The sequence below is a fragment of the Pseudomonas sp. AC211 genome (assembly GCF_979258055.1).
The window spans coordinates 2190877-2217757 of the sequence record NZ_OZ409830.1 but is presented as its reverse complement, the minus strand read 5'-3'; the positions used below and the strand labels follow the sequence as shown (position 1 = coordinate 2217757).

The 26881-nt window shown below is 63.3% G+C and carries 14 protein-coding genes and 12 pseudogenes; 9 read left to right on the top strand and 17 right to left on the bottom strand.

Features of this window, described 5'->3' with window-relative positions; translation table 11 throughout:
- Positions 1 to 283: 283 nt before the first annotated feature.
- The 5 genes and pseudogenes from ACZZZP_RS10555 to ACZZZP_RS10535 all read left to right on the top strand — a co-directional run bounded on the left by ACZZZP_RS10555 (position 284) and on the right by ACZZZP_RS10535 (position 6603).
- A complete protein-coding gene (locus ACZZZP_RS10555) occupies positions 284 to 1447 on the top strand; it encodes an efflux RND transporter periplasmic adaptor subunit (protein WP_463536505.1) in 1164 nt (387 codons plus the stop codon).
- A gap of 51 nt (positions 1448 to 1498) precedes the next feature.
- Entirely contained in the window at positions 1499 to 1660 is a 162-nt protein-coding gene (locus ACZZZP_RS10550) for an efflux RND transporter permease subunit (protein WP_463536504.1), read from the top strand.
- A gap of 25 nt (positions 1661 to 1685) precedes the next feature.
- Positions 1686 to 4542, top strand: a pseudogene (locus tag ACZZZP_RS10545) (efflux RND transporter permease subunit).
- 8 nt (positions 4543 to 4550) lie between these two features.
- Positions 4551 to 5232 (top strand): annotated as a pseudogene (locus tag ACZZZP_RS10540) (heavy metal response regulator transcription factor).
- Positions 5222 to 6603 (top strand): annotated as a pseudogene (locus ACZZZP_RS10535) (heavy metal sensor histidine kinase). The pseudogenes ACZZZP_RS10540 and ACZZZP_RS10535 overlap by 11 nt, the downstream one beginning before the upstream one ends.
- A 682-nt stretch (positions 6604 to 7285) precedes the next feature.
- On the opposite strand, the gene ACZZZP_RS10530 reads toward ACZZZP_RS10535, so the two are convergent.
- From ACZZZP_RS10530 to ACZZZP_RS10490, 9 genes and pseudogenes are all read right to left on the bottom strand, one after another.
- Positions 7286 to 7870 (bottom strand): dipeptidase, encoded by a 585-nt coding sequence (locus ACZZZP_RS10530; RefSeq protein ID WP_463536503.1) that lies wholly within the window; start codon positions 7868 to 7870, stop codon positions 7286 to 7288.
- Positions 7871 to 7943: 73 nt separating this feature from the next.
- Positions 7944 to 8363 (bottom strand): annotated as a pseudogene (locus tag ACZZZP_RS10525) (membrane dipeptidase); the annotation flags it as partial.
- Positions 8364 to 8480: 117 nt separating this feature from the next.
- Complete coding sequence (locus tag ACZZZP_RS10520) at positions 8481 to 9443, bottom strand: ABC transporter substrate-binding protein (protein ID WP_463382659.1); 963 nt, start codon at positions 9441 to 9443, stop codon at positions 8481 to 8483.
- A gap of 12 nt (positions 9444 to 9455) precedes the next feature.
- Positions 9456 to 10178, bottom strand: coding sequence for a class II aldolase/adducin family protein (locus ACZZZP_RS10515; RefSeq protein WP_463536502.1), 723 nt, complete (start codon positions 10176 to 10178; stop codon positions 9456 to 9458).
- 99 nt (positions 10179 to 10277) lie between these two features.
- Positions 10278 to 11237: a D-isomer specific 2-hydroxyacid dehydrogenase family protein gene (locus ACZZZP_RS10510; RefSeq protein WP_463382657.1), complete on the bottom strand. Its 960-nt coding sequence runs from the start codon at positions 11235 to 11237 to the stop codon at positions 10278 to 10280.
- Positions 11234 to 12430 carry an acyl-CoA dehydrogenase family protein gene (locus ACZZZP_RS10505; protein ID WP_463382656.1) on the bottom strand — a complete coding sequence of 399 codons (1197 nt, stop codon included), beginning with the start codon at positions 12428 to 12430 and terminating at the stop codon, positions 11234 to 11236. The genes ACZZZP_RS10510 and ACZZZP_RS10505 overlap by 4 nt, the downstream gene beginning before the upstream one ends.
- Positions 12427 to 13187: pseudogene (locus ACZZZP_RS10500) on the bottom strand (ABC transporter ATP-binding protein). The gene ACZZZP_RS10505 and the pseudogene ACZZZP_RS10500 overlap by 4 nt, the downstream one beginning before the upstream one ends.
- A gap of 2 nt (positions 13188 to 13189) precedes the next feature.
- A pseudogene (locus ACZZZP_RS10495) lies at positions 13190 to 13982 on the bottom strand (ABC transporter permease).
- A gap of 289 nt (positions 13983 to 14271) precedes the next feature.
- Complete coding sequence (locus ACZZZP_RS10490) at positions 14272 to 14649, bottom strand: nuclear transport factor 2 family protein (RefSeq protein WP_463382653.1); 378 nt, start codon at positions 14647 to 14649, stop codon at positions 14272 to 14274.
- A gap of 259 nt (positions 14650 to 14908) precedes the next feature.
- On the opposite strand from ACZZZP_RS10490, the pseudogene ACZZZP_RS10485 reads away from it, so the two are divergent.
- Positions 14909 to 16265, top strand: a pseudogene (locus ACZZZP_RS10485) (metal-dependent hydrolase family protein).
- Positions 16262 to 16732 carry a GlcG/HbpS family heme-binding protein gene (locus ACZZZP_RS10480; protein WP_463536501.1) on the top strand — a complete coding sequence of 157 codons (471 nt, stop codon included), beginning with the start codon at positions 16262 to 16264 and terminating at the stop codon, positions 16730 to 16732. Before ACZZZP_RS10485 ends, ACZZZP_RS10480 begins: the two are co-directional and overlap by 4 nt.
- 246 nt (positions 16733 to 16978) lie before the next feature.
- Here the strand turns inward: ACZZZP_RS10480 and ACZZZP_RS10475 are convergent, their stop codons facing one another.
- On the bottom strand, positions 16979 to 17914 hold the full coding sequence (locus ACZZZP_RS10475; protein WP_463382650.1) for a LysR family transcriptional regulator: 936 nt from the start codon (positions 17912 to 17914) through the stop codon (positions 16979 to 16981).
- A gap of 217 nt (positions 17915 to 18131) precedes the next feature.
- Between ACZZZP_RS10475 and ACZZZP_RS10470 the strand changes: the two genes are divergently transcribed.
- Positions 18132 to 18614, top strand: a complete 483-nt coding sequence (locus ACZZZP_RS10470) for a VOC family protein (RefSeq protein ID WP_463382649.1) — start codon at positions 18132 to 18134, stop codon at positions 18612 to 18614.
- Positions 18615 to 18644: 30 nt separating this feature from the next.
- On the opposite strand, the pseudogene ACZZZP_RS10465 reads toward ACZZZP_RS10470, so the two are convergent.
- Positions 18645 to 19863: pseudogene (locus tag ACZZZP_RS10465) on the bottom strand (MFS transporter).
- Positions 19864 to 19991: 128 nt separating this feature from the next.
- Here ACZZZP_RS10465 and ACZZZP_RS10460 point away from each other — a divergent pair.
- A pseudogene (locus ACZZZP_RS10460) lies at positions 19992 to 20766 on the top strand (AraC family transcriptional regulator).
- A gap of 231 nt (positions 20767 to 20997) precedes the next feature.
- On the opposite strand, the gene ACZZZP_RS10455 reads toward ACZZZP_RS10460, so the two are convergent.
- The 6 genes and pseudogenes from ACZZZP_RS10455 to ACZZZP_RS10430 form a co-directional block, all read right to left on the bottom strand.
- The gene (locus ACZZZP_RS10455) at positions 20998 to 21375 is read right to left on the bottom strand and encodes a hypothetical protein (protein WP_463382646.1); all 378 of its coding nucleotides are present in this window, start codon (positions 21373 to 21375) and stop codon (positions 20998 to 21000) included.
- Positions 21376 to 21391: 16 nt separating this feature from the next.
- Positions 21392 to 22627, bottom strand: coding sequence for a TIGR02270 family protein (locus ACZZZP_RS10450; protein WP_463382645.1), 1236 nt, complete (start codon positions 22625 to 22627; stop codon positions 21392 to 21394).
- Positions 22624 to 23535, bottom strand: coding sequence for a hypothetical protein (locus ACZZZP_RS10445; protein ID WP_463382644.1), 912 nt, complete (start codon positions 23533 to 23535; stop codon positions 22624 to 22626). The genes ACZZZP_RS10450 and ACZZZP_RS10445 overlap by 4 nt, the downstream gene beginning before the upstream one ends.
- Positions 23536 to 23552: 17 nt before the next feature.
- A pseudogene (locus ACZZZP_RS10440) lies at positions 23553 to 24731 on the bottom strand (PAAR-like domain-containing protein).
- Positions 24731 to 25770: pseudogene (locus tag ACZZZP_RS10435) on the bottom strand (hypothetical protein). The pseudogenes ACZZZP_RS10440 and ACZZZP_RS10435 overlap by 1 nt, the downstream one beginning before the upstream one ends.
- Positions 25767 to 26876: pseudogene (locus tag ACZZZP_RS10430) on the bottom strand (DUF2169 family type VI secretion system accessory protein). Before ACZZZP_RS10430 ends, ACZZZP_RS10435 begins: the two co-directional pseudogenes overlap by 4 nt.
- Positions 26877 to 26881: the final 5 nt, after the last annotated feature.

Genomic DNA, 26881 nt, shown 5'->3' with positions numbered 1-26881 from the left:
TCGCGGGAATGACGGAGGTTTTGGCGGAGATGTGTATTCATTGTGTCGGGGCTCCTTGAGGAAAAACGGCATCGCCAATCCCTCCCACCGTCATTCCCGCGCAGGCGGAATCCAGAGTCTTGAAGGTGACGACGTTGCAGACCCCACCCCCCGTCATCCTCGCGAACGCGGCCCCCCCTCCCGAAACTGACACCCCCGTCATTTACCCGTCACCCTCATGACCGCCTCGACCCGGTATAACGGCACGCTACCTTTCCCCTATTCCAGCTTTGGCGTCATCCGCATGCGCACTCGCAGCAAAATCGTGATATCCCTTGTGCTGGTGGCGGCCGCCGCCTTCGCCTTAATAAGCGTTTTACCGAAACCAACAACCAAAACTGCCGGCCCTGTAGGCATACCCGTGCACGTAGTGGCGGTTAAGCAGCAAGACGTACCGCGATTTATCAGTGCCATCGGCACGGTGTTGTCGCTGCACAGCGTGGTGGTGCGCACGCAGATTGATGGCGTGCTCACTCAGTTGCTGGTGAAGGAAGGCCAATGGGTGAAGGCTGGTGAGTTGATGGCGCAAATTGATGACCGGGCCATTCGCGCCAGCCTCGATCAGGCCAAGGCGCAACTGGGCCAGGCACAGGCGCAGTTGCATGTCGCCGAGGTGGATTTGAAGCGCTACAAGCTGCTCAGCGTTGACGACGGCGTGTCCAAGCAAACCCTCGATCAGCAGCAGGCACTGACCGACCAGTTGAAGGCCACGGTGCAGGGCAATCAGGCGGCGATTGCAGCGGCGCAGGTGCAGTTGTCGTTTACCCAGATTCGCTCGCCGGTCGCTGGCCGGGTGGGGATTCGCACGGTCGATCCGGGCAATTTCCTGCGCGTCAGCGATGCTCAGGGCTTGTTTAGCGTCACGCAAATCGACCCCATCGCGGTGGAGTTTTCCTTGCCACAAAACCTGTTGCCCACGTTGCAGCAGCTGCTCAACGCGCCAACCCCGGCGCTGGTCAACGCCTACCTCAGCGACCACGAACAAACCGGCACCCTGCTCGCCCAGGGCCAGTTGCGTTTGATCGACAACCAGGTCAGCGCCAGTACTGGCACGCTGCGGGCCAAGGCCGAGTTTGCCAATGCCAAGCAAACCCTGTGGCCCGGCCAATTGGTCACGGTGAAGGTGCAAACCGCTGTCGACCAGGGCGCGCTGGTGGTGCCGCCGCAAGTGGTGCAGCGCGGGCTGGAGAGTTATTTCGTGTACCGCGTCAACGGCAACACGGTGGAAAGCGTGCCGGTGAAGGTGCTGTATCAAGACAGCGAACTGAACATTATCCAAGGCGTGCAGCCGGCAGTTATTGAGGCCGGCACCGTGCTGATTCGCGATGGCCAGTCGCGCTTGAAGCCGGGGGCGAAAATCGAGGTGTTGAGCAATGAACCCGCCACCACGGCACAGGTGCAACCGTGACCGGGCGCGGGGCAGTCTCGGCCTGGTGGTGTCGACCATCCGGTCGCCACCTTGCTACTCACCTTCGCCTTGGTGCTGCTGGGCTTGGTGGCCTTTCCGCAGCTGCCGCTGGCGCCGTTGCCAGAGGCTGAGTTTCCGACCATTCAGGTGAACGCGCAGCTGCCCGGCGCCAGTCCGGACACCATGGCCTCGTCGGTGGCCACACCGCTCTGAAGTGCAGTTCAGTGCCATTCCCGGCATGACCCAGATGACATCCACCAGCGCCCTGGGCTCGACCAACCTGATTCTGCAATTCACCCTCGACAAGAGCATCGACAGCGCCGCCCAGGAAGTGCAAGCGGCCATCAACACCGCCGCCGGCAAGCTGCCGCAAGACATGCCCAGCCTGCCCACCTGGCGCAAGGTCAACCCGGCGGACAGCCCGGTACTGATCCTCGCCGTCAGTTCGACGCAAATGCCCGGCACCGAACTCAGTGACCAGGCCGAAACCATTTTGGCCCGCCAGCTCAGCCAGATTGATGGCGTTGGCCTGATCAACATCAGCGGCCAGCAACGTCCTGCAATCCGTGTGCAAGCCTCGCCGGACAAACTCGCGGCCCTCGGCCTGACCCTCGCCGACCTGCGCACGGCGCTGCAACAAACCAGCCTCAACCTGGCCAAAGGCGCGCTGTACGGTGAGTCGAGCATTTCCACGCTGGCCACCAACGACCAGTTGTTTCACCCCGAAGACTACGGCCAGTTGATCGTCTCCTACAAAGATGGCGCGCCGGTTAGGGTCAACGATGTAGCGCGGGTGATCGACGGCGCGGAAAACGCCTATGTGCAGGCGTGGTCGAACGACCAGCCGGGGCTCAACCTGGTGATCTTCCGCCAGCCGGGCGCGAATATCGTCGACACCGTCGACCGTATTCAGGCCGAGCTGCCGCGCTTGCAGGCCATGCTTTCGGCGTCGGTGCAGGTTTCCGTGCTCAACGACCGCACGCAAACCATTCGCGCCTCGCTGCATGAAGTGGAAATTACCCTGCTGATTGCCGTGTTGCTGGTGGTCGCGGTGATGGCGTTGTTTCTGCGCCAGTGGTCGGCCACCCTGATTGTCACCAGCGTGTTAGCGGTGTCGCTGATTGCCAGCTTCGCGCTGATGTATGTGATGGGCTTTAGCCTCAATAACCTGACGCTGGTGGCCATCGTGGTGGCCGTGGGCTTTGTGGTGGACGATGCCATCGTCGTGGTGGAGAACATTCACCGGCATCTGGAAGCCGGCGAAGGCATGCGCGAAGCGGCGATCAAGGGCGCGGGGGAAATTGGCTTTACCGTGGTGTCCATCAGCTTTTCGCTGATTGCCGCGTTTATTCCGCTGCTGTTTATGGGCGGCGTGGTCGGGCGGCTGTTCGAGGAATTCGCCCTGACCGCGACCTCGACCATTCTGATTTCCGTGGTGGTGTCGCTAACTTTGGCGCCGGCCTTGGCCGCCTTGTTTATGCGCGCCCCAGGCGCACCACACCGGCGAGCGCAAAGGTTTCGGCGACTGGCTGTTAAGCCGCTATGACCATGGCCTGCGCCGCGCCCTGAATCACCAACGGTTAATGCTTGGCCTGTTCAGCGCCAGCCTGGTGGTGGCGGTGGTCGGTTACGTGTTTATTCCCAAGGGATTTTTCCCGATGCAAGACACCGGCTTCGTGCTGGGCACCACCGAGGCGGCAGCGGATATCTCCTATCCCGAGATGGTTGCCAAGCACCGCGAGCTGGCGAAAATCGTGGCCGCCGATCCAGCTGTCAGCGTGTTTTCCCATATGGTCGGCGTATCCGGTAACAACCAGACCATCGCCAACGGCCGCTTCTGGATCACCCTCAAACCACGGGGTGAACGCGATGTATCGGCCAGCGAGTTTATCGACCGCATCCGCCCCAAACTCATGACCCTGCCCGGCATCGTGCTGTACCTGCGCGCCGGCCAGGACATCAACCTCAGCGCCGGCCCCAGCCGCAGCCAGTACCAGTACACGCTGAAAAGCAACGACGGCCCAAGCCTTAACCTGTGGACCCAGCGCCTCACCGACAAACTGCGCAGCAACCCGGCATTTCGCGACCTGTCCAACGACCTGCAACTGGGCGGCAGCATCACCCACATCAGCATCGACCGCAGCGCGGCGGCGCGTTTCGGGTTGACCACCAGCGATGTCGACCAAGCGCTGTACGACGCCTTCGGGCAGCGGCAAATCAGTGAATTCCAGACCGAGACTAACCAGTACAAGGTGATTCTGGAACTCAACGAGCAGCAGCGCGGCAAAGCCGAAAGCCTGAACTTCTTCTACCTGCGCTCGCCGCTAACCAGCGAGATGGTGCCGCTGTCGGCCCTGGCCAAAGTCGACGTACCCACCAGCGGGCCGTTGTCGATTGCCCACGACGGCATGTTTCCGGCCGCCAACCTGTCGTTCAACCTGGCGCCCGGCGTGGCCCTGGGCGACGCGGTGCGGGAACTGAACCAGGCCAAGCTCGACATCGGTATGCCGGCGGAAATAAGCGGCAATTTCCAGGGTGCGGCACAGGCATTCCAGAGTTCGCTGGCCAGTCAGCCGTGGCTGATTCTGGCGGCGCTGGTGGCGGTGTACATCATTCTGGGCGTGCTCTATGAAAGCTTCGTGCACCCGCTGACCATCATCTCCACCCTGCCCTCCGCCGGCCTTGGCGCCTTGGTGATGCTGTGGCTGTGCGGGCAGGATTTTTCCATCATGGCGCTGATCGGGCTGGTGCTGCTGATCGGCATCGTCAAGAAAAACGGCATTCTGATGATCGACTTCGCCCTGGAAGCCCAGCGCGAGCGCGGGTTGTCGCCACAGGATGCGATTTACCAAGCCTGCCTCACGCGCTTTCGGCCGATCATCATGACCACCCTCGCCGCCCTGCTCGGCGCACTGCCGCTGATGCTCGGTTTTGGCACCGGCGCCGAGTTGCGCCAACCGCTGGGCATTGCCGTGGTCGGCGGTTTGCTGGTCAGCCAGGCGCTGACGCTGTTCACCACGCCGGTCATATACTTGGCGCTTGAGCGGTGGTTCCACCGACGCCAGGCGGCGCCGCTCGTTGCCACCGAACACTGAGCCCGACCATGCGCATTCTGATTATCGAAGACGAAGAAAAAACCGCCGACTACCTGCACCGTGGCCTCACCGAACAGGGCTACACCGTGGACGTGGCCCGCGACGGCATCGACGGCCTGCACCTGGCGCTGGAAAACGACTACGCCGTGATCGTGCTCGACGTGATGCTGCCCGGCCTCGACGGCTTCGGCGTACTGCGTGCGTTGCGTGCGCGCAAACAAACCCCGGTGATCATGCTCACCGCCCGCGAGCGCGTGGAAGACCGCATTCGCGGCCTGCGTGAAGGCGCCGACGATTACCTGGGCAAGCCGTTCTCCTTTCTCGAACTGGTCGCCCGCCTGCAAGCCCTGACCCTGGCGCAGCGGCGCCAACCATGAGCCGGTGCAAATCAGCATCGCTGATCTGGCCGTCGACCTCATCAGCCGCAAAGCCACCCGCGCCGGCCAGCGGCTGGACCTCACCGCCAAAGAGTTCTCGTTGCTCAGCGCGCTAGCGCGCCACCAAGGCGAAATTCTGTCGAAAACCGCCCTGACAGAGATGGTCTGGGACGTGAATTTCGACAGCGACGCCAACGTGGTGGAAGTGGCGATCAAACGCCTGCGCGCCAAACTCGACGGCCCGTTCGCCGGCAAATTACTGCACACCATTCGTGGCATGGGCTATGTGCTGGAGAGCCGCCATGGCGAGTGAAGCCACGCCGCTAAGCCGTTCCATTGCCTTGCGCATGAGCGCGCTGTTCACGCTGGTGGCGTTGTTGGTGTTCCTGTTGATTGGCGGCGCGTTGTACCAGCAGGTCGACAAGGGCATGAGCATGCTCCCTGACGCCGAACTGGACGCGCGCTACAGCGTGCTCGAGTCCGCCGTAGACCGTTTCGGCACGCCGGAACACTGGCTGAAAATCACCAACAAACTCACCCTGCTCAGCGAAGAAGACAAACGCATCCGCTTCTGGGTCGTAAGCGGCAACCCGGCCTTTGAATTCGGCGCGCCGACGGCAGCGATCCGCGAATTTGCCGCTGGCCCGCTGGGCATTCGCGAACTGGTCACCGACGACCGCGCTTACCCGCAGAAAGTGCTGGTCAGCCAATTCGAAGCCAAAGACGGCCGCCCGCCCCTGCGTTTTTTGATCGCCATCGACACCGAAACCTTCTGGCAAACCCAGCACCACTTATTGATTGCCCTGCTGAGCCTGGCGGTGGCTGGCGTGCTGCTCGCGTCCGCGCTGGGTTATTGGGTAGCGCGGGTCGGCCTGCGGCCCTTGATCAAACTCTCGGCGGAAGCGGAAAAGCCAACGCCGCCGAGGCTATCGGGCCGCTTGCAACTGTCATCACTGCCGCCCGAACTGCAGCAATTTGCCAGTGCGTTCAACACCACCTTGGGCCGTGTTGAACAGGCCTATACCCGGCTGGAATCGTTCAACGCCGACGTCGCCCATGAACTGCGCTCACCGCTGACCAACCTGATCGGCCAGACCCAAGTGGCCCTCACCCGAGGCCGCTCAGCGGAGCATTATTTTGAAGTGCTGCAATCCAACCTCGAAGAACTCGAACGCCTGCGCTCGATCATCAACGACATGCTGTTCCTGGCCCGCGCCGACCAGGGCGACAAAGCCACGCAGCTGAGCACCACCTCGTTGGCCGCTGAAGTGGCGACGGCGGTGGATTACCTGGACTTCATTCTCGAAGATGCCGGCGTCGAGGTGCAGGTGCATGGTGACGCCGAGGTGCTAATCGAACGCGCCCATTTCCTTCGCGCGCTGATCAACCTGCTCAACAACGCCGTGCAGCACACCGCTGCGGGGCAGACGATCAATGTGTTTATTGATCGGCAGGGGCAACGGGTGAGCATTGGCGTGGCCAATCCGGGCGAGGTGATTGTGGGCGAGCATTTGCCGAGGCTGTTTGAGCGGTTTTATCGGGTGGATGCGGCGCGTTCGAACAGTGGTGCGAATCATGGGTTGGGGTTGGCGATTGTTAAGGCGATTGCGTTGATGCATGGGGGGAGGTGTTTGTGGACAGTCGGGATGGGGTGAATACGTTTGGGATGTATCTGCCGGCCTGAGGCTGGCGATGTGCCGATTCGGTCCAGAATTTCCGGTCGTAACACGCCCGTCGCCCAAACCTCCGTCATCCTCGCGCACGCGGGGATCCAGAATCTCAACCCGTACACCGGTGTGAAGTGCGCAGGTATTCCCTACCGCATGCGTCGAACGCGGCGAAGCTCCAACGCAATAGTTGCCCAAACCTCCGTCATCCTCGCGCACGCGGGGATCCAGTATTTCCAGCCGTACACCGTTGTGAAGTGCGGAGGTATTCATTACCGCATGTGCTGAACGTTTTGTTTCGCGCCTTACGCGCGAGTTTCTTTTCCAGTCGACGAAAAAGAAACCAAAAAGTCTTGCCCCTACCTTGGCCTTCCGCTGCGCTCCAGGTCCCCTCCCTCCGTCGCCGCTCCGGGGGCACGGCGAGACGGAGCCATCCATGGCCCGACACGCCTTTCGCGGCTCCCGGCCGCTCAACCCCCTCCACGTCGACTCCACTCGGCCTGCGATGAATGGGGCGGGTAGATCACAAGCCAGATCACAATCAAGAGCCTGTAAGCAACATCAAAAGCATCGCGGCTAAAGCCGCTCCCACAGGTTGGTGCGCTGCTGTAGGAGCGGCTTTAGCCGCGATTCCTGCAAAAGGCGTTGGCACAGGCGAACGCAATTAGCGCGCATGCGGACGGGCGAGAGGGACTGGGCTCAAGGTTGCCCCACCCGCTGCACCGCCGCCAAAACCCGCAACAAATTCCCGCCATAAATATTGGCCAAGTCCCCTTCCCCATACCCGGCCTGCAACAGCCGTTCGGTAACGCGCCCCAACTGGCTTACATCGTCCATCCCCACCACGCCACCGCCGCCATCCCAGTCGGCACCGATGGCTACATGTTCAGGCCCCACCACGGCGAGCACATGCAGCAGATGGTTAGTGAAGTCGTCAAAGCTCGCTTGCTGTTGCGGATACGCGGCATCGGCTTGGCGGATGCGTTCGGCCAGGTCGGCGACGCGCTCGGGACTCAGCGCGGCGGCGTTGCGAAATTCGCGGTAGAGCGGGCTCAGGGCTTTGTCGCGCATGGGGTTGGGGCGGCGGGTGATGAGGTCGTTGGGGAAGCTGTTGATGCCTACCACGCCACCAGCGGCGGCCAGTCGGCGCAGGCGGTTGTCGTCGAGGTTGCGGGGGCTGGCGGCGATCACGCGGCTGCCGGAGTGCGAGGCAATGATCGGCGCGCGGCTCAGGTCCAGCACGTGGTCGAAGGTGGCGTCCGAGGCGTGGGACACATCGAGCACGATGCCCAAGCGGCTTGGCCTCGGCGACCAGCGCTTTACCGTCGGCGCTCAGGCCGTGCCAGTGCGGCAAGGCGCTGGCGGAGTCGGCGAAGCTGTTGTTGGCGGCATGTACCAGGCCGAGCATGCGCAGGCCCAGGCGGTGGTAGGTGAGCAGGCGCGCAGGGTCGGCGGCCAGCGGTTCGGCGTTTTCCATGCTGATAAACACCACGCGTTTGCCCTGCGCGGCAATGCGTGTGGCGTCGGCGGCGGTCAGCGCCAGTTCGAAGTCGTTCGGGTGGCTGGCGATCATGTCGCGAATGCGCGTGAGCACGGCCAACCCATGTTCGCTGGCCTGCGTGCGACCCTCGTCGGTGAGCGGGCCCTGCGGGGTGAAGATGGCCCAGAAGCCACCGTCCAGGCCGCCGTCGCGCATGCGCGGCAGGTCGACTTGCGAGAGGTCGTCCGCGTAGCGGTGACGCTGGCTGATGTCCCAGCCAGGCCGCGCCAGTTGCATGGGCGTGTCGAGGTGGCTGTCGAGTATCAGCAAGCGCTGCTGCAACGGTTCCTCTGCCGACGCCGGGGCATTTGCCGCCAGCGCCAGCAGCAACGCAACGGTGGTTCGCCTCATGGCTCAACCCCAACGAAAGCTGCGGTCCCACAGCGTCGACACGTCCAGGGCCTTCGGCAGCACGCCGGCTTGGTAGAACACATCAGCCACTTCCTGCTGCGAGCGCACGGCGGCATCGTCGACCGGCTGCAATACACGGGGGCCGCTCTGGGCTTTGAACTGGGCGAGAAACACCTCTTTGGGAATGCCGAGAATCTTCTCGCTCTTGGCCGCCCACGCATCGGGGTTGTGTTGAATCCATTGCCAGGTGCGGTATTCACGCAGGATGTAGTCGGTGATGGCGGCGTGTTTCTTCGGGTCGGCGATGGTGTTGGCGTTGGCGGCGATCACGTAATTGCCGGACAAGTAGCCCTGCCCCGTGCGCAACACCCGCGCGCCGCTGCGCAGTTCGGCCAGTTGAATGAAGTAGCCGTATGTCACCCACGCATCGAGGTTGCCGTTTTGAAAGGCGGCGAAACCGTCTTGCGGGGTCAGCGCCATGGGCGTGATGTCGGCGAAGCTCAGGCCTTGTTCTTCAAGGGCTTTGAGCAGCAGGAAATGCGAGGTGGTAGAGCGGATGTAGCCGATGCGTTTGCCGCGCAAGTCGCTGAGGTGCTGGATGTTCGAACCCTTGGGCACGATGATCGCCTGGTTGTTGACGTCGCCCGTCAGCACCGCAATCAGCTTCACCGGCGCCTCGTTTTTGATGCCGAAAATCGGCGGAATTTCGCTCATTGGCGCGATGTCGAGCGTGCCGCTCACCAACGCTTCGAAGGCCAGATTGCCGCCGGTGAATTCGGCGTATTTCACCGGGTACGGCGGCGTCTCAATGCCCGCCTCAGCGAAGAAGGTCGGCGCCGCGCCTTTGTAGGTGGCCACGTGCAAGCTGGCGCCTTCCCAGGGCGCCGCGCTGTGGGCCAGGCGCCACGGCAAGGCGGCGGCCAGCCCGGCGACGGCCGAGCGCTGGATAAATTCACGACGGTTCATAACGGTTGTCCTTCACTCGAGGAAATCGGGTTCTTCGCGCACCAGTCGGTCCCAGTGCGACTGCAAGGCAAACCAGCTGCCGAATTCGGTGCCCACTTGGCCAGCGGTGTGGCGCGCGACGTCGGCGGGAATCGGTTTCGGCGTGCCGGCGGCTTCGGCCAGCAGTTGGCTGTGGGCGGCGTTTTCCAGGGCGATAAAACGCCACACGGCGGCCTCCACGGTTTCGCCGACGGTAAGCAAGCCGTGGTTTTGCAGGATTAACGCGACGTTGTCGGCGCCCAGCGTGGCGGCGATGCGCGCGCCTTCGCTTTCTTCCAGCACCACGCCGCTGAAGTTGTCGAACAGCGCGTGCTTTTCATAAAAGGCGCAGGCGTCCTGGGTCAGTGGGTCGAGCAAGCGGCCCAGGCTGGACCAGGCTTTGCCGTAAAGCGAATGGGCGTGCGCGGCGGCCACCACGTCGGGGCGCGCCTTGTGCAGGGCGGCATGAATGGCGAACGCCGCCAGATTCAGCGAGCCCTCGCCTTCGATAATGTCCCCCTCCGGGTTTACCAACAGCAGGTCGCTGACACGGATATGGCCGAAGTAAACGCCCACCGGGTTTACCCAGAAATGCTCGGGGAATTCCGGGTCGCGCACGGTGATATGCCCGGCACCGCCCATGTCGAAGCCGTGCCGCGCAAACAGACGAAAAACCCGCCGCCAACCGCTCGCGGCGCACGCGCCGTTCCGCGGCATAGGTGGCCTGTTGCGGCGGGTGCTGCCAGCGGAAAACGGTGTGGCCGTCGCGCTGCAAACCATAGGCAGACGGCTTCGGCAAACCGGGCGGTTGGGCACTCATGCGGGAACTCCTTCAGGCGACGGGTGGGTGACGAGCACGGCGTTTTCCAAGGCTTCGCCGGCGCGCCACCGTTGAATGTTGCGCGCCAGCAGCCCGGCGATATTGAGATAAACCTGCGGCGAATTAGCCGAGGTGTGTGGCGATAACCGTACCCGCGCGTGGCGGTACAGCCAGTGCCCGTCGGGCAGCGGCTCGGGGTCGGTGACATCGAGGCTGGCCAGGCCAATCTGCCCGGCATCCAGCGCTTCGCGCAGGGCGTCCTGATCGATCAAGCTGCCGCGCGCCACGTTGATCAGGTGCAGGCCGGGCTTGGCCGAGGCGAGTACGGCGCGGTTGACCACGCGGTAGGTGTGCGCCGTGGCAGGCGCGGCGAGCAACAGGTGATCGGCGCGGGCGAACAGGTCGTGAATGTCCCGCGCGGGCTGAATTCCCGGCAGGTCGAATGGCGTGGCCGAGCCGCGCAAGGCGACCACGTTCATGCCCAGCGCCAGGGCTTTGTGCGCGGTGCTGCGAGCAATGCTGCCGAAGCCGAATAGCCCCAACGTGCTGCCGCTGACCGACGCCAACGGGCGTTGCTGCCACTGGCTGGCGTCGTTGATCCACAGCGCCGGCAACTGCTTGGCGGCGCCGAACACACTGGCCAGGACGAACTCGGCGATGGCCTCGGCAGTGGCGCCACGCGCGCTGGCAACCGGCACGCGCTCAAGCAGCCAGGGCGGGAAAAAGTCGATGCCCGAGGTCACCAGTTGGATGAATTGCAACCCATAGGGCCAGCCGACCGGTTCCTCGGCGCTGAGCAGTTTCGGCTGCGGCGCGGCAAGCATTACCTGCACGTCTGCTGGCAAGCCGGCGAATACACCGCGCGGCCAGTCCAGCACCTCGGCGTCTGGCAGCGCGCGCCGCAACTGCGCGTTAAACGCCACGTCCAACTGACTGGCAATGCGCAGCGTGCTCATGCCAGCGCCTCGGCGGCATGGGCGAACGCGGCGCGGCCGGCGGCGCCGAGAATGGCGTCGTCTTGCGGGGTGTGAATGCGGCTGCACAGCACGTCGCGGTAATGGCGTTCCAATGGATTGCCGCGCGCCAATGCCGGATTGCCGATGGCCTCGATGCCCAATTCCACTGCTTTGATCGCCTGGTGCGTGACCAGGTATTTGATTTGCGTGGCCTCGTCGGCCGGCACGCGCCCATCGGCGGCGGCATCGAGCAGTACGCGGTTGGACAACAGCAGTGCATCGATGCGGCCGACCACTTCCTGAAAGCGCGGCAAGCTGGCCAGCGGTGCGCCGAGGTTGGCCGGCGTGCGTTCGCGCAGCCAGCCCACCAGCCAGTCGCGGGCCGCCTGCGCCACGCCGTCGTAGATGCTCGACAACAACACCGCCAGCCACAGCACGCCCGAGGGGTCGAGTTCCGAGGGGCGTGGCACGTCGGCCGGCTGCACGTCGACGGCGTGGTCGAAGGGCACGAGCACGTTGTCGAAAATCACGTCGTGGCTGCCGGTGGCGCGCATGCCGAGGTGGTCCCAGGTTTGTTCGATGCGAATGCCCGGCGTGTCGCGGTGCACCAGCCATGTGCCCACGCGCGGCACGCTGTCATCGCTGCGCGCCCACACCGACAGCCAGGTCAAACCGGGAATGCCGGTGGAATAAATTTTCCGCCCGTTCAGGCGCCAGCCTTCGGGCACCCGCGTGGCCAACGTGGCGGGCAAGCCGCCGCGTGCCGGGGTGCCGAGTTCGGGTTCCACGCGCAGGGCGTTGATCAGCGCGCCCTCTTCTACCGCTTCGCGCGCCACACGCAGGCGCAGGTATTCGGGCCAGGCCAGGTTCTTTTGCAGGCGCGTGTGTTGCAGGTATTGCATCACCAGCACCAAGGCGGTAGACGGTTCGCCCTTGGCCACGGCGCTGATTACACGCCGCGCCTGGGCCAGCGTGGCGCCGCTGCCGCCCAGCTCGCGCGGCACGGTCAGGGCGAGCAATTGGTGTGCGTGCAAACGCTGCAAATTGGCGTGGGGGAATTCGCTGTGGCGGTCGTAATGGCCGGCGCTGGCGGCGAACTCGGCGCTCAGTCGGTCGAGCAGCTGGGCGAAGGCCGGGCTGTCCAAGTCGGGCCGGGTGTCCACGGCGATGGCGGGCTGGGCAGTCAGGGTCATCGGTGCGTTCCGGTCAGGTAGAAAGAATGGCTGGGCGCAGCCGCGGGCGCGGACTCGACACCGAGCAAGGTGAGCAGATGGCGGCGAATGTCCTGCAACGAGCGTGTGGCAATTTCCCGTGGGCGCGGCTGGGTAATGGCCAGGTCGTCGACGATGCGGCCCTGGTCCAGCACCAACACCCGGTCGGCCAGCAGCACGGCTTCGTCGACGTCGTGGGTCACCAGCAGCACCGCCGGTTCATGTTTGCGCCACAGCTCCAGCACCAATTGCTGCATACGCAAACGGGTGAGCGCATCGAGGGCGGCGAAGGGTTCGTCGAGCAGCAATAATTTCGGCTCGCGCACCAAAGCCCGAGCCAGGGCCACACGCTGCGCCTCACCGCCCGACAAGGTGCCGGGCCAGGCGTGCAAACGATGCTGCAAGCCCACTTCCGCCATGGCCGCCAGCGCCCGTTCACGTGGCTCTGGCCGCGCAAGCCGAGGCTGACATTGCGCCAGGCGCGCTTCCACGGCATCAGGCGCGGCTCCTGAAACACCGCCGCGCGGGCGTCGGGCACTTGCAGTTGGCCGCTGTCTATCTGGTCCAAGCCGGCTAACGCGCGCAGCAAGGTGGTTTTGCCCGAGCCACTGCGCCCCAGCAGGGCCACGAACTGGCCGGCGCCGATCTCCAGATCCAAGCCATCAAGAATGCGCTGCGGGCCAAATTGGCGAACCGCCTGGCGCACCGACACCGCAGATAACGAGCTACTGCGAGGCATGTTCAACTCCCAATAAACGTCGGCCGCCAGGCCGGGGTGAAACGTTCGAGCCCGCGCACCAGGGCGTCGATGCCCAGGCCGAGCACGCTGTACACCAGCAGGCAAATAACGATGACGTCGGTGCCGCACAAAGTCGCGGGCATCGTTGACCAAGTAGCCGATGCCGGCCGTGGCGTTGATTTGCTCAACCACCACCAACCCCAGCCAACTGATGCCGAAGGCATAACGCAAGCCGACAAAAAACGAAGGCAAGGCGCCCGGCAAAATCACATGCCAGACGCGCTCAGGACGGTTGAGGCCGAACAGCGTGGCCGCTTCGATCAGCTTGGGATCAAGGCCACGGATGCCGGCAAACAAAGTGAGGTAAATGGGAAAGGTGGTGCCCAGGGCGATGAGCGCGATCTTTGGCGTTTCGCCCACCCCGAACCACAAGATAAACAGCGGCACGATGGCCAGAAACGGCAGGGTGCGCAGCATTTGCATGGGCGAGTCGATGGCCAACTCACCCCCGCGCGAAAGCCCCGCCACCAGCGCCAACGTAGTGCCCACGCTCACCCCAATCGCCAGGCCGCTAAGCGCACGGCCCAACGACACCCACAAATGCCCGGCCAATTCACCGCTCGCCAGCAACTGCCACAAGGTGCCGCCGATGGCACTGGGCGCGGCGATAACGCGCGTCGGCAATACACCGGTTTGCGACGCCAGTTCCCACAGCAGCAACAACAGCAGCGGACTGACCAACCGCGCCGCCACATTGCGCACCATCGGCCAGCGAGCGAGTGAACGCAGCGACATGACATCTCCCTGAAATCAGCAAATGAAGGCGTTTCGGCCTTCAGGTGGGGCCATGCTAACTACATAAGAAATGGGCGGGAAATTCGATTTGGTTCTATCCTAATATGTAGATGACGCATTACCTTTGTTTTTGGATATGCGTTGTTAGCATACTTATTGAGGTTGAATATGCCGGATCGGCGGTGTAGCTATCGCGGCTGAAGCCGCTCCTACAGAGGCACCGACCACCTGTAGGAGCGGCTGGGCGGCATTCCGATTAGCCGCGATGCTTTTCCAGGCGACACTGCCTTCAAGCCGGCAACCGCGTGGCCTGGAACGAGCTGATCTGCCAGCCATGCGCTCCCAGCGTCCACACCTGGGTGGCAAACCCTTCGCCGCGAATCGGTTGGTCGCCGCCACGCTTTTGCAGCGTGTTGCATTGCGGCCCGGTCATCACCGCCACGCCTTCGCCGTAGAAGCGAATCTGTAATTCACCGCGCTCGATGGCCAGGTATTGCACCGCCGTTTTCGCGTAGGCCAGGTACTCGGCTTTGCCTTGCACCAGGCCGGTGGTGTGCACGTACACCAGATCGTCGGCGAACAGCTCGGCCACGCGGGCGTGATCCTCTTCTACCAGCGCACGGCTGCGCGCCTGTTCCAGGTCCAGCAAGTGTTGATGAATGTTCATGGCGACGCTCCTGTGGGTTGAGTGCGCGCACCTTAGGCGCCGCGCGCGGCGCTAAAAAAATCGTCGATCACGATGGTTGGCATCGCCACTTTCACTACCTGCTGCGCTCGCCCTGCGCTTTTCCTGCAAGCCGCGCCGGCAAAGGGCCGGGCGAGGAATTGAAGCGGTCAATACCTGGCCATCGACACAATCTGTTGGTGCGCAACCGCCGCGCTGGGCAGCCTGCCCGCACACCTTCAATTACAGCGATGTCACCGCCATGAGTACCTTGCATCTGCACTGCCAAACCCTGTTCGACGGCACCGGTCTGACCACCCGCCAGCAGCAAACGCTGGTGGTGGAAAACGGCGTGCTGAGTTACGTCGGCCCGCGCAGCAGCGCACCCGTTCCCGCGCCGGGCACCCAGGTTGTGGATGCGGGCGAGCAGTTTGTGATGCCCGGTCTGGTGGATGTGCATACCCATCTGGCGTTTGGCAATGCACAGAGTGAGGAAGACATTGATATCTGGACCAGCGACGAATTCCGCGCCCTGCGCGGCATGTTCTTCGCGCAGCACGTGTTGGCGGCTGGCGTCACCAGCATGGTCTGCCCCGGCGACAGCGGCCAGTTGAGCATCGCGGTGCGCAACAGCATCGTCGCCGGGCTGTTCGAGGGTCCGCGCATTGCCGCCAGCAGCCGGGTGATTACCAACCGACAGAGCCTTAACGACTGGTTTCCCAGCCGCGTCGGTGCGCCCGAATATTTCACCGCGCGCCTGGTGACCAGCCGCAGCGAGGCCCTGGCCGAGGTACGCCAAGCAGGCTAAAGACGGCGTCGACCTGATCAAAATCGCCATGGACGGCACCCACCGCCGCCCCAACGGCGAAATCATCGCCGCCTTTACCGCTGATGAAACCAAAGAGATGGTCGACGAAGCCCACCGCCTCGGCTGCAAAGTGGCCACCCACGCCTATGGCCGCGAAGCGGTGATGTACGCCGCCAAGGCCGGGGTCGACTTGGTGTTTCACGCCTTCTATATGGACGACGCCTGCATCGACGCGTTGCTCGAAGCGGGCAGCATTTTGGCGCCGACCATGACCTTTCCGCAGAACACCGTGGACTTCTGCCAACCCCACGACCCGGCGATCACCACCGGCTACGCCGCCTACTGCGCGCGCACCCTGGAAGTGGGCAGCCAGGTGCTCAAACGCGCCAAGGCCGCCGGCATTCCGTTCGCCTGCGGCAGCGACAGCGGCTTTGCCGTAACGCCGTATGGCGAATGGCATGCGCGCGAGCTGGAACTGCTGGTCACCCGCCTCGGCTTTACCCCGGCCGAAGCCCTTTACGCCGCCACCAACGTCGGTGCTCGCTGCATGCCACGGGGCGAAACCCTGGGCACGTTGGAGGTGGGCAAGCAGGCCGATTTCCTGTTGCTCGACGGCTCGCCCTTGGAGGACATCCGCCTGCTGCAAAACCGTCGTGCGCTCAAGGCGGTATACAAAGCCGGCCAACCGATGCGCCTCGACCGCACGCCTTACAACCCTAAGCAGGTGTCGGACTTCAACTCACTGAAATGGACCGACCAGTACACCCGCGACCGCGTCGCGCACTTGGGCAAATGGAGCGCAGGCGCATGACTGCACTGACCTTTACCCTCGCCGCGCAACTGGCCAGCGCCACTGTGCAGGCGGCCCGTGATTTGGGCCTGAAACCCATGGCCGCTGCCGTGCTCGACCAGGCCGGTCACCCGCTGGCCGTGGTGCGCGATGAAGGCGCGAGTTTTCTGCGGCCACAGATTGCCACCGGCAAAGCGCGCGGCTGTTTGGGCATGGGCTTTGGCGGGCGCGAACTGGCGCGACGGGCGCAAGCGATGCCGGCGTTTTTTGATGCCATCAACAGCCTGACCGCAGGCGAAGTGATTCCCGTGGCGGGCGGTGTGTTGATTCGCTCGACGCACGGTGAACTGCTGGGGGCGATTGGCGTGAGTGGCGACACCTCGGATAACGACGAGCGCTGTGCGCTGCTGGCGATTGCGGCGGCCGGATTGCAGGCGGATTGCGGGGGACTAGAAGCCGACCGCGCACTAGCTCCCCTCTCCCGCTAGCGGGAGAGGGGCTGGGGGTGAGGGCCGGCTTTTACTCGGTCGCAAATTGTGCGCGCAGCCCCCCTCACCCTAACCCTCTCCCCGCTGGGGCGAGGGGACTAAAAGCAGACCGCGCTTGAGCTCCCCTCGCCCGCTAAGTCGGCCGGACAGGCGAGAGGGGCTGGGGGTGAGGGCCGGCTTTTACTCGGTCGTAAATTGTGCGCGCAGCCCCCTCACCCTAGCCCTCTCCCCGCTGGGGCGAGGGGACTAGACGCAGACTGCGTTCAGACTCCCCGCCTGCGCCACCAACACCGCACGAAACCAACTCAACGCCGGATCCGCATCCTGATACGGATGCCACTGCACCACCTGCGTCGCCACAGGAAACGCCAACGGCGCTGGCACTACGCGCAGCGGATAGCGGCTGGCGAATAACGCGGCCTGGCGCCGAAACAGCGTGGCCACCCGCGCCGTGCCGACGAGAAAGTCCGGCATCAAGGCAAAACTTTCTACCGCCACCGCCACCTGGCGGCTAATACCGAGTTCTTCCAAGTGCGCGGCATCCAGCGCCAACTGACGGCCATCGGCAAATTCGCGCACCACATGCTCCGCCTCGCAATACGCCGCCAAGCTGATGCCATCGGCATAGGCGGCGTGCTCGGCGCTCACCAGGCAGCACAGTTCATCGGTCAGTAACGGCTGCTGCGGGTACGCCGGATTGAGCCGGCGCTGGGGCACGATGGCGCAATCGCTGCGGCGATAATCCAGCGCTTCACTGACCACGTCGCCGTCGCGCGGCAGAGGCAAATCACGCACGGTCAAGCGCACGCCCGGCGCCAGTCGCGCCAGTTCACGACTGACCGCCGGCATCAACACGGCCGCCACATAATCAGACGCCACCACGGTAAAACGCCGTTCACACTGCGCCGGCTCGAAGCGCACCGGCGCATCGATAATCTCGCGCGTCAGCGCCAGCGCTTCGCGCACTTTCGGCAGCAGCGCCAAGCCCAGCGTGGTCGGTTGCATCGTGCGACCGACCGCCACCAACAGCGGGTCGTTGAAATGCTCACGCAAACGCCCGAGCGCCGAGCTGGTGGCCGATTGGCCCAGGCACAAACGCTCGGCCGCACGGGTCACGCTGCACTCGCTGAGCAAGGCATCCAGCGCGACTAACAAGTTGAGATCGAGGCGGCGAAAACGCATCGGCACGGCTCACAAAAAGGCGGTAGCCGACCCTAATTCAGCGCGCTTCATCAGACCAATCAGCATTGGCGCTGGCAGGTATCGCGGCCGCTTATGCCTGGCCGGGCGCATCTTCAACCGCTCCGCGAAAGTGCTTGCTGCACGGGCCGCTTATTGCTGCAGGAAAAAAACCGCAGCATCCGGAGCTGTTAACCGCCACCGATTTCGGAGCATCGCCATGACAAACGCCGCCATTACCATCCAGCGCCTCGACCACTTCACTATCCGCACCAAAAAGTGGGACGAAACCGCCGACTTTTTCAGCAACGTGATCGGCCTAAAACACGGCCCTCGGCCGGCGTTTCGGTTTCCTGGTTACTGGCTGTACGCCGGCGATCAGCCGATTTTGCACATCGTCGCCATCACCGATGCGCGCTCCGGGTTGGAGGCGTACCTGGGCGCACGGTCGGCGCGGCACGGTTCCGGTTCGATTGACCACGTGTCGTTGCGCTGCATGGGCCTGGGTCCGATGCAAAAACGCCTGATGTCGCTGGGCATCAGCTTCAGTGAGCGGGTGATCCCCGAAATTGGCGAGCACCAGCTGTTCGTCGAAGACCCGAACGGCGTGGTGGTGGAGATGGTTTTCCCCCACTCGCCCATGGACCGAATCATTGGCCAGCCCATCGAACAGCCCGCCATGCGCGGTGAACACGATGCGTAACGCTCACCGTGCGCGGGCCGGGGCGCGGTTTTACACGCCCTTGGTTGAGGGCAACAGCACGGTGAGAATGCCCAGCAGCGGCAGGAACGCGCACAGGCGGAACACATATTCGATGCCGTGAATATCAGCCAGATAGCCCAGCAAGGCGCCGCCGATTCCGCCGAAGCCAAACATCAGCCCGAAGAACACACCGGCAATCATGCCGACGTTGCCGGGCACCAGTTCCTGCGCGTACACCACGATGGCCGAGAATGCCGAGGCCAGAATAAAGCCGATGATCATGCTCAGTACGCCGGTCCAGAACAGGTCGACATAGGGCAGCGCCAAGGTGAACGGCGCGGCGCCGAGGATGGAAAACCAGATCACCTTTTTGCGGCCGATCTTGTCGCCAATCGGCCCGCCGAAAAACGTACCGGCTGCCACCGCACCGAGAAACAGGAACAGGTAGAGCTGCGAGCTGGTGACCGAAACGTCGAACTTCTCGATCAGAAAAAACGTGAAGTAACTGGTCAGGCTGCTCATGTAGAAGTACTTGGAAAACACCAGCAAGGCCAACACCACCAAGGCGCTAATCACCCGCTGTTTGGACAACCCATGGGTCGCCACGCTGCCTTGCTTGAGCTTGAACAGCGTGAGGTGATTGCGGTACCAGCGGCTCAGCCCGTAGAGCACGGCAATGGCAAAGGTGGCGAATAAACCGAACCAAGCGACATGGCCCTGCCCGTACGGAATCACGATGGCCGCCGCCAGCAGTGGCCCGAACGCGCTACCGGCGTTGCCGCCCACTTGAAAGGTAGACTGCGCCAGGCCGTAGCGCCCGCCCGAGGCCAGCCGGGCGATGCGCGAGGCTTCCGGGTGAAAGGTCGACGAGCCGATGCCCACCAGCCCCGAAGCCAGCAGAATCGCGGGGAAACTGCCGACAAAGGCCAGCAGCAAAATACCCACCAGCGTGCACAGCGAGCCCACCGGCAACAGCCACGGTTTCGGGGTGGCGATCAGTGTGGTAACCGACCCAGGGTTGCAGCAGCGAGGCCGTCAGTTGGAAGGTCAGGGTAATCAGGCCGACCTGGGCGAAGGTCAGGCCATAGTTGGCCTTGAGCATCGGGTAAATCGAGGGCAGCACCGCTTGAATCAGGTCATTGATCAAATGCGCGAGGGCGCAGGCGCCGATGACGCGCATCACCAGCGGGCTGGCCTGCTGAGTGACGGTACTGGCTAAGGACGGTGAAGCAGTGGCACTGGTGGACATAGGGCAGCTTCCAGACAAGCCAGCGCAGAAACATGCGCTGGTAATTTCAGGGGTCGACGCTATGCTACGGGCCCTTAAAAGCGCCTGTCTCACGGGATGCAGACAATACCTATCGCAAAACAGACAACATGATCAGACCCTTGCCCCAGTTGCTGGAAGAAATCGACGCCGCCGCCTGGCGCGTGAGCACCAGCGCCACCGACTACCCGGCCGATTGGCAAATCGCGCCCCACTGCCACAACAAGCACCAGCTGATTTACGCCATTCAAGGTGTGATGGTGGTGCACGCGGCGATGCACCAATGGACCGTGCCGCCGAGTCGCGGCATCTGGATGCCGTGCGGCCACGAGCACGCCATCCGCTGCATCGGCCCGCTGAAAATGCGCAGCGTGTTCGTGCACCCCGACGACTCGCTGAGACCTGCCCACCGAAACCCGCGCCGTGAGCATTTCGCCGCTGCTGAGCGAATTGATCCAGACCGCCATTGGCATTGCCGAGCCGTACGCCAACAACTCGCGGGAAGCGCGGGTGATGAACCTGATTCTCGACGAACTGAAAATTCTGCCCACCCTGCCCCTGCACCTGCCGCAACCGACCGACCCGCGTCTTGGCGTCATCTGCCAGACCCTGCAAGAAAACCCCGGCCACACCGCCACCCTGGCCGACTGGAGCGCGCGCCTGCACCTGGACGAAAAAACCATCCAGCGGTTATTCCAGAAAAGCACCGGCATGACCTTCGGCCAGTGGCGCCAGCAAGCGCGGCTGATGCAAGCGCTGGAACGCATCGCCGTGGGCGAAAAAATCATCGAAGTGGCGGGTGCGCTGGGTTATGAGAGCCCAAGCGCGTTTGCGACCATGTTTAAAAAGCAGTTTGGGGTTACGCCGAGCCAGTTTTTTAGGTAGGGCGTGGGCGGCGGTTGTGTGGGGGCGCTGAGGCGAAGGGCCAGGAACCGCGCTTGTGGCCAGTTACGATGGTCGCCGCAGCATTCTGGATCCCCGCGTGCGCGAGGATGACGGTGTGGTCTTGGCGACTAGTTTCCTCTTTAAAGGCCAGGTTATGTCTTCGAACGTAGCCCAAACCTCCGTCATCCTCGCGCACGCGGGGATCAGAATCTCGGCCAGTAACGAAACTCCTCAACAATTAATCCCGGTCCGCTTACTCCCGCGATACGTAATGTACGTAATCAGCAAAAACAAAACCGCCATCGTGCTAGTCACGTAGTCAATCCGGCCGCGGGCAAAAAAGAAGTAGCCAGACATCGACACCATCGCCCCGCTCAGCAACAACCAAACCAACACCCCGCTCGCCAACTGGTTGGTTTTGTACTGGCCGATGCCGTAGATGCGTTTGCCGCGTTCGTTCATTTCGGTGACTTCCGCCACCTCCACTTCGCACGCTGGCGAGCACGCCAAGCCTTTGGGCAGTACCACGGCGCACGCGCGGCACACGCCCTTGCCACAGCCTCGGCAGAGGCCCACGCCCGGTGCGCCTGGGTGTTCAAAACATTCCATGTGAAATCCTCTGAGGTCAGGCGCCTAACGCGCGACGCTGTCGACGCGCAGGAGCGGTAATGGGAAAAATCGCCAGGGTCGGCACATAGCGCGCCAACAAGCCCGCCGCCATGTGCCGCTGGCGCTGGTTGCCGCTGCTCAATACGCGCCGGCACGCCGCTTCGCTAAAGGGTTCGCCGAGCACATACGGCGTGCCGTTGTGCAACGCGCCGGCGGTTCGTTCCAGCCAGGCGCTGATCAGCCCGGCGTCGGGCCAGGGCAGATTTTCGTCAGGGTCCAGGGCCACGTTCGGGTCGTTGGGGTCGTCGTTCGGGCCACCGTCGTAATCGGGTGAATGGCGCAGTTCCAAATCGAGGTCGGCAAGGTCGGCGCCGGTGATCTGGCTGAAGGCTTCGCCAGCCGCTCGCGCCATGGGCACGTCGTGCATCTGCTGCACCAGCCAGGGCAGCGCCACGGGGTCGCCAAACAGGCCGGTGGCTTTGATGGCGATGCGGCGCTGCGTCGGGTTCTGGGTCATGCGCCGAATCCAGGCCATGCTGGTTTCCCGCGCCTGCCAGGCCAGCACCACATGCAAGGCGCGCTCCTGGTAGCGGCCGGGCTGTTCGGCGAATTGTTGAAGAATCGGCAGCGCTTCCTCATCGCCCATTTGCGCGGTGGCCCAGTTGCTCCAGAAGCGCACCGCGTCATCCGCATGCACACTGTGCAGGCGAATCGGCTGCATCAGGTCGCGGCGCCGCAACTCACCGGCTGTGCGCGCGGCGGCGGCCAATACGCTGGGGTCGCTGTTGCCCAGCGCAGACAGCAACGCCGGGCCGGGGTCTTGGCGATGCAGGCCACACGCGGCCAGACCCAAGCGCCGGAACAGCGGCTCGGGCGATGTCAACAAGCGTTCCACCCACGGTTGAATCGCCGGCCACTCCAGCCAGCCGAGCGCGGCGGCAAAGTAACGCTCGCCCTCCTCGCTGGTGCGAATGTGCTCGCCCAGCGTTTTCAACGCCGCGCTGTTGTTCATCTGAAACGCCAACACCGTGGCCGCGAACACCTCGCCGTTGGCGTTGGGGTTCAGTTGCTCGAGCAGCACGTTCAGGCCCTTTAGGCCGGCGATGTGCAGGCCGTCGAGGTGGGCTTCGATACGGTTGTCGAGGTTGGCCAGGTGCGTGAGGTCGTAGTTTGGCGCGCCCACGGCGTGGTCGCGCAGCATGGCGAGGAAGCTGGCTTCTTCGGCGTGTTGGTCGAGTACGTGGGGGATCATCCGTCGATCCGGGTCCAAGTGGTGCCGTCGAAGGCCACGATATTTTTTGCCCCGATGGACCACAACACGCCGTCGGCCACCGACAGGTGATAGAAGGTGTCCGGGTGCACGTCGCCACAATGAACCGCGTGCAGCTTGCCGTTCTGAAGGGTGAACAGGCCATACAAGCTGGAGACATACAGCGTGTCCTGATACCAGGCCAAGTCCCAGATATCGTCGATCATGCTGTCGTGCTCAATCACTTCCCAGGCGTCGTCGCGCCCCTGCAGCAGCAGGCCTTTGCGGCCTGAGGCGTACACCACGCCATTGCCGGCACACAGCAAGCGGGTCAGAACGATGTTGGTCGGGCTGGGTTTTTGTTGCCAGTCGGCGCCGTTGAAGTGCCAGATTTCGCCGTCCCAGCCGGCGGCATAGATGTCCGTTTCGCTAAAGCCGTCCACGGTTTCGAATCCGACGACCTCGCGGTTGTCGGCAGCCGGCTTGGCGCCCTGATCAATAGCTACCCAATGGTTAACGTCGTCACGGCGCCACACCTGGCGATTCATGCCGACCACATACACGCGCTCGCCAATGGTGCGCACGCCACGTAACGGGCCTCGCGCTTTGATCACCTCGGGGCTGCCGCCTATTTGCTCTTCGTGGGTGTCGCCGCTGCCAATCAGGCGCACGCCACCATAGAAGCCAACCGCACACATTTGCTGCAAAGGCGTGCGGGCCACGCACATGCCAGCGGTTGCCCACTGCACGTCGCCGCCGCCGCGCCAGGTGCCGGCATCCCATTCCACATAATGGGTATGAGCAACCTTAGCCTTGTCGAGTTCGTCGTTGTACATGGCGATATAGGCCAGGTCGGCAAAGCGCACCGCGCCAGTGGCGAAGGAAAACTCGCCGGTCCAATGTCCACTCATAAAAGCTCCTTCAGTAATTAACGACTACCGCCACCGCCAGCCGAGCGTCCCTTCGCGATAGCCGCCGAGCGATTGAACGCCACGGTTTCTGCCGCTGTGACCTGGGGCGCGGAATGATCACCGGTTTGCACCGCCTTGATCTTGGTGCTGTCGGTCATGCCTTGGCGTTTGTGGTAGTAGTCCAGCTGATGTTTGATGCAGTCGTCTTCGCAGGCCGACTCCGGAAAGGTTTTGCGAATGCCGGCCACCGCATTGTTTTTCGCTTCGCCATAGGTGGTGGCGGCAGCGTTCACCGTATTGCCATCGCTGGTGGCCAGCGCCTGCACAGGTGCGCCGGCAGCCCCGGCGCTTTGGAAGGTGTGCATCATGCCGTGGGTGCCGGTGAACTGCGTCTGGCCCTCGGCGCAAATGGACAAGGCCTTGCCTTCGCGGTAGTCGGTAGAAACGCCAGCCAGGGTCGGACCGCTTCGGCCCAGCGCATGCACGGCGCTGGCTTCAATCAGGTGATGCGGTGTTTGCGAAGGGCAGCAGGCGTTGCCGTCGGCTTTGTCTTTCTCCGAGGGCGTATACGGCCGCAACGTGCAACGCATGGCCGCCAGGCATTTATCGGCAGCAATCTGGTCGGCCAGCGCATGGGACTCGCCGCTGGCTTTTGTGCGCGCCGGTTTGGCGGCATCACAGGCGGCATTGCCTTTGTAGGTTTTGCAGTTGTCTTTTTGTTTTTTTACGGTCGCTGGCGCACGGGTCTTTGTCGCCGGAGGTCATCTCGTCGGCATACATCCACGGCGGCGTATTTCCAGGTTGCGAGGCGTGGTTGTGGGTGGTCAGGTCCATGTGGCGCACCACATTCAAGCCTTCGAACTTGACGTTCATCGACCACGCGGTGAAGTACACCTTGCCCTTGTTGCGGCTGGTGATCACCCCCTTCTTGGGCGCGCAGCCGGCTTCGTCACCGTAGCTGGTCTTGAAGTAGCTCTTGTCTTTGAGCATCACTTCCTTGCCGGTGATTTTTACCGTGCGAGTGCCGTTGGTGGCGTCTTTGGCCATGCCGGTGTTGGGATATGGAATCGGCACGCCCATGGGCGTCGGGGCGCTTGTGGCGGTGTAAAGCACACGTCGGGGAAACACGCCACCGACTTGCCGGCAGCCGACTTGCACGACACTTCCATGTTGTTGGCAAACACCTGGTTAGCCATCAGGCAGCCCTCACAGTCTGGTAGCTGAGCAATGCCACGGCGCGCTGCCCGGCATCGTTTCCCACGTGGCAAAAAATATTGGCGCCTTCGCCGTACGCTTTACGACTGGCGGCCAGCGCTACCGCCAACATGGCAGGGCCAATGGCAGCGCCCACTTCGCCAATGCAGTCGGCGGGATGCCATAGGTAAAAGAATTCTTTGCGCACCCGCAGCGTACGACTGAGCGCGAGCGATGCTTCTTTGAAGTAGTACTGCTCGCCAGACAAATCGGTGAGGCGATAGTCCATGTCCTCCAGCCCGCAACCTGCTTCGGCCAGCGCTGCACGCGTGGCCTGCGCCAGGCCTTCGGCGCGCAGCGGCACGTCTTCGCTGTCGATGGTGGCCGGCTCCATGCCGAAGCCCAGCCCCACGCACAGCAGTTGCGGTTCTTCCTGTGCTTGTGGCGCGCCCAACACTACGGCGGCTGCGCCTTCGCCGGGAATGAAGCCGTTGGAGTTCAAACTGGTGAGCAGTCGCTCGCGCTCTTCAAACACGGTCAGCGTTTTGGGCAGCAAAAACGAGTCCACCCCCGCCACCAGCACTCGCGCATGCCCGCCTTCGTATACCAGTTTGCGGGCGTTAAGCATGGCTACTGCGGCGCTTACACGCCCCGTGTTATCACGCTGGAAGCCGGATGAAAGCGCACGCCAAGTTCGGCTTCGATGTCGTGCAACAGCGACATGTCCACGCCATCCAGCCGCCCGGGGCGCTCCATTTCGGCCAGGCCCAACAGCAGCGGCACGCTCGCGGGGTTCACGTCTGGAATGCTGGCCAATGCTTCGCTGATGGCACGAGCGGCCATCTTGATCAGTTTGGTGCGGCCTAACCACGGCTGCTCCAACGGCACTGTGGCAGCGAGTTGCCATTCGCCACCCCGGTCGATAAAGCGTGACTCCTGGAAGTTGTCGATGGCGCAGCGGATTGCAGCGCAGCTTGCCGGCGCACTCAAGCCGACGGCGCTGACCATGCCCGAGCCGATAATTGCCAGCGGCTGTTTCATGAGTTGTCCCGCTCTATGCGCTTGGTGCGGGTCAGCACCGACAATGACGGGTAATAGGTTTTGCCCATCTGCCGCGCATGCCACCAGGCGGTGGAACGGGTGCCGACCAATACCTGTTCAATCTCGAACATGTTTTCTTCAATGGTCGGTTGTACCGCCACGTCACCTCCACCACCCCCGCATCGGTATCAATCACCAACGTATCAATTACCGCCTGCACCGTTTCATGCCCGCCCTTCTTCAAAAAACGTCACCGGGACCTGCATGCTCGGCACTTTGAAGCCGGCGCGTTCCTGGCGGGTGAGGCACAGCAGCAGTACGTCTTCGCCGCCTTTGAGGTGCTCGGTTTGCTGGTCCGGCGGCGCGGCCTGGTAGTAGCGGTTGTCGAAGTCCGGCGGCAGGAAGGGAAAGTGATCGGCCAGCCAGGCGTCGTCGTAGGTGCCGGCGTAGCCGATGCGCGGCGGCCAGCTGCGGCCGATGGGCCCGAGCGCCATGGGGGTGAAGTCGCCGTGGGGGCTGTCGACCGGTTGGCCGAGCATTTCCGTGGTGGGCATCGGCATGCCGACGATGTCCGCCGTGCTGGCGCTTTTTGGAAACCAGCCACGGCCGCAGGTGTTCGCCGGGTAGCTGTCGCGCAATTCCGGGTTGTCAGCCACCGGCACGCTGCCGCCAAAGGCGTGGGCGTAGTCGATGGCTTGCTCGGTAAAGGCTTGCGCCACGCCGGCACCGGCGCCGATCAGGCCAGGTTGCCATTGGCGCGGGCCGTACACGGTGAAGGCTTTGCTCACGCGGCCAACACGAATGCCGGCGGTCAACTGGCTCACCGGGCGGCCTTCGGGGGCATAGGCTTTGCCGTGAACCAGCACGTCGCAGAAGGGTTTGATCAGGGCAAAGTCCATTTCCCGCAGCGGCGCCGACAGCCCCGGTTCGCCCACGTATTCATCGGCCATCAGCAGCGGACGCTGCACCGCCGCCAACGTCGCTTCGCGGCCGTCGAGGGGCAAGGTGAAGGTGCCTTTGGCGATGACCACCAGCGACTCACGTCCGTCCGGGGCCAGGCCTTGGGTGTAGGCAGCAACCAGACCGGTCGCGTTAAGCAGTTCCATGAAGG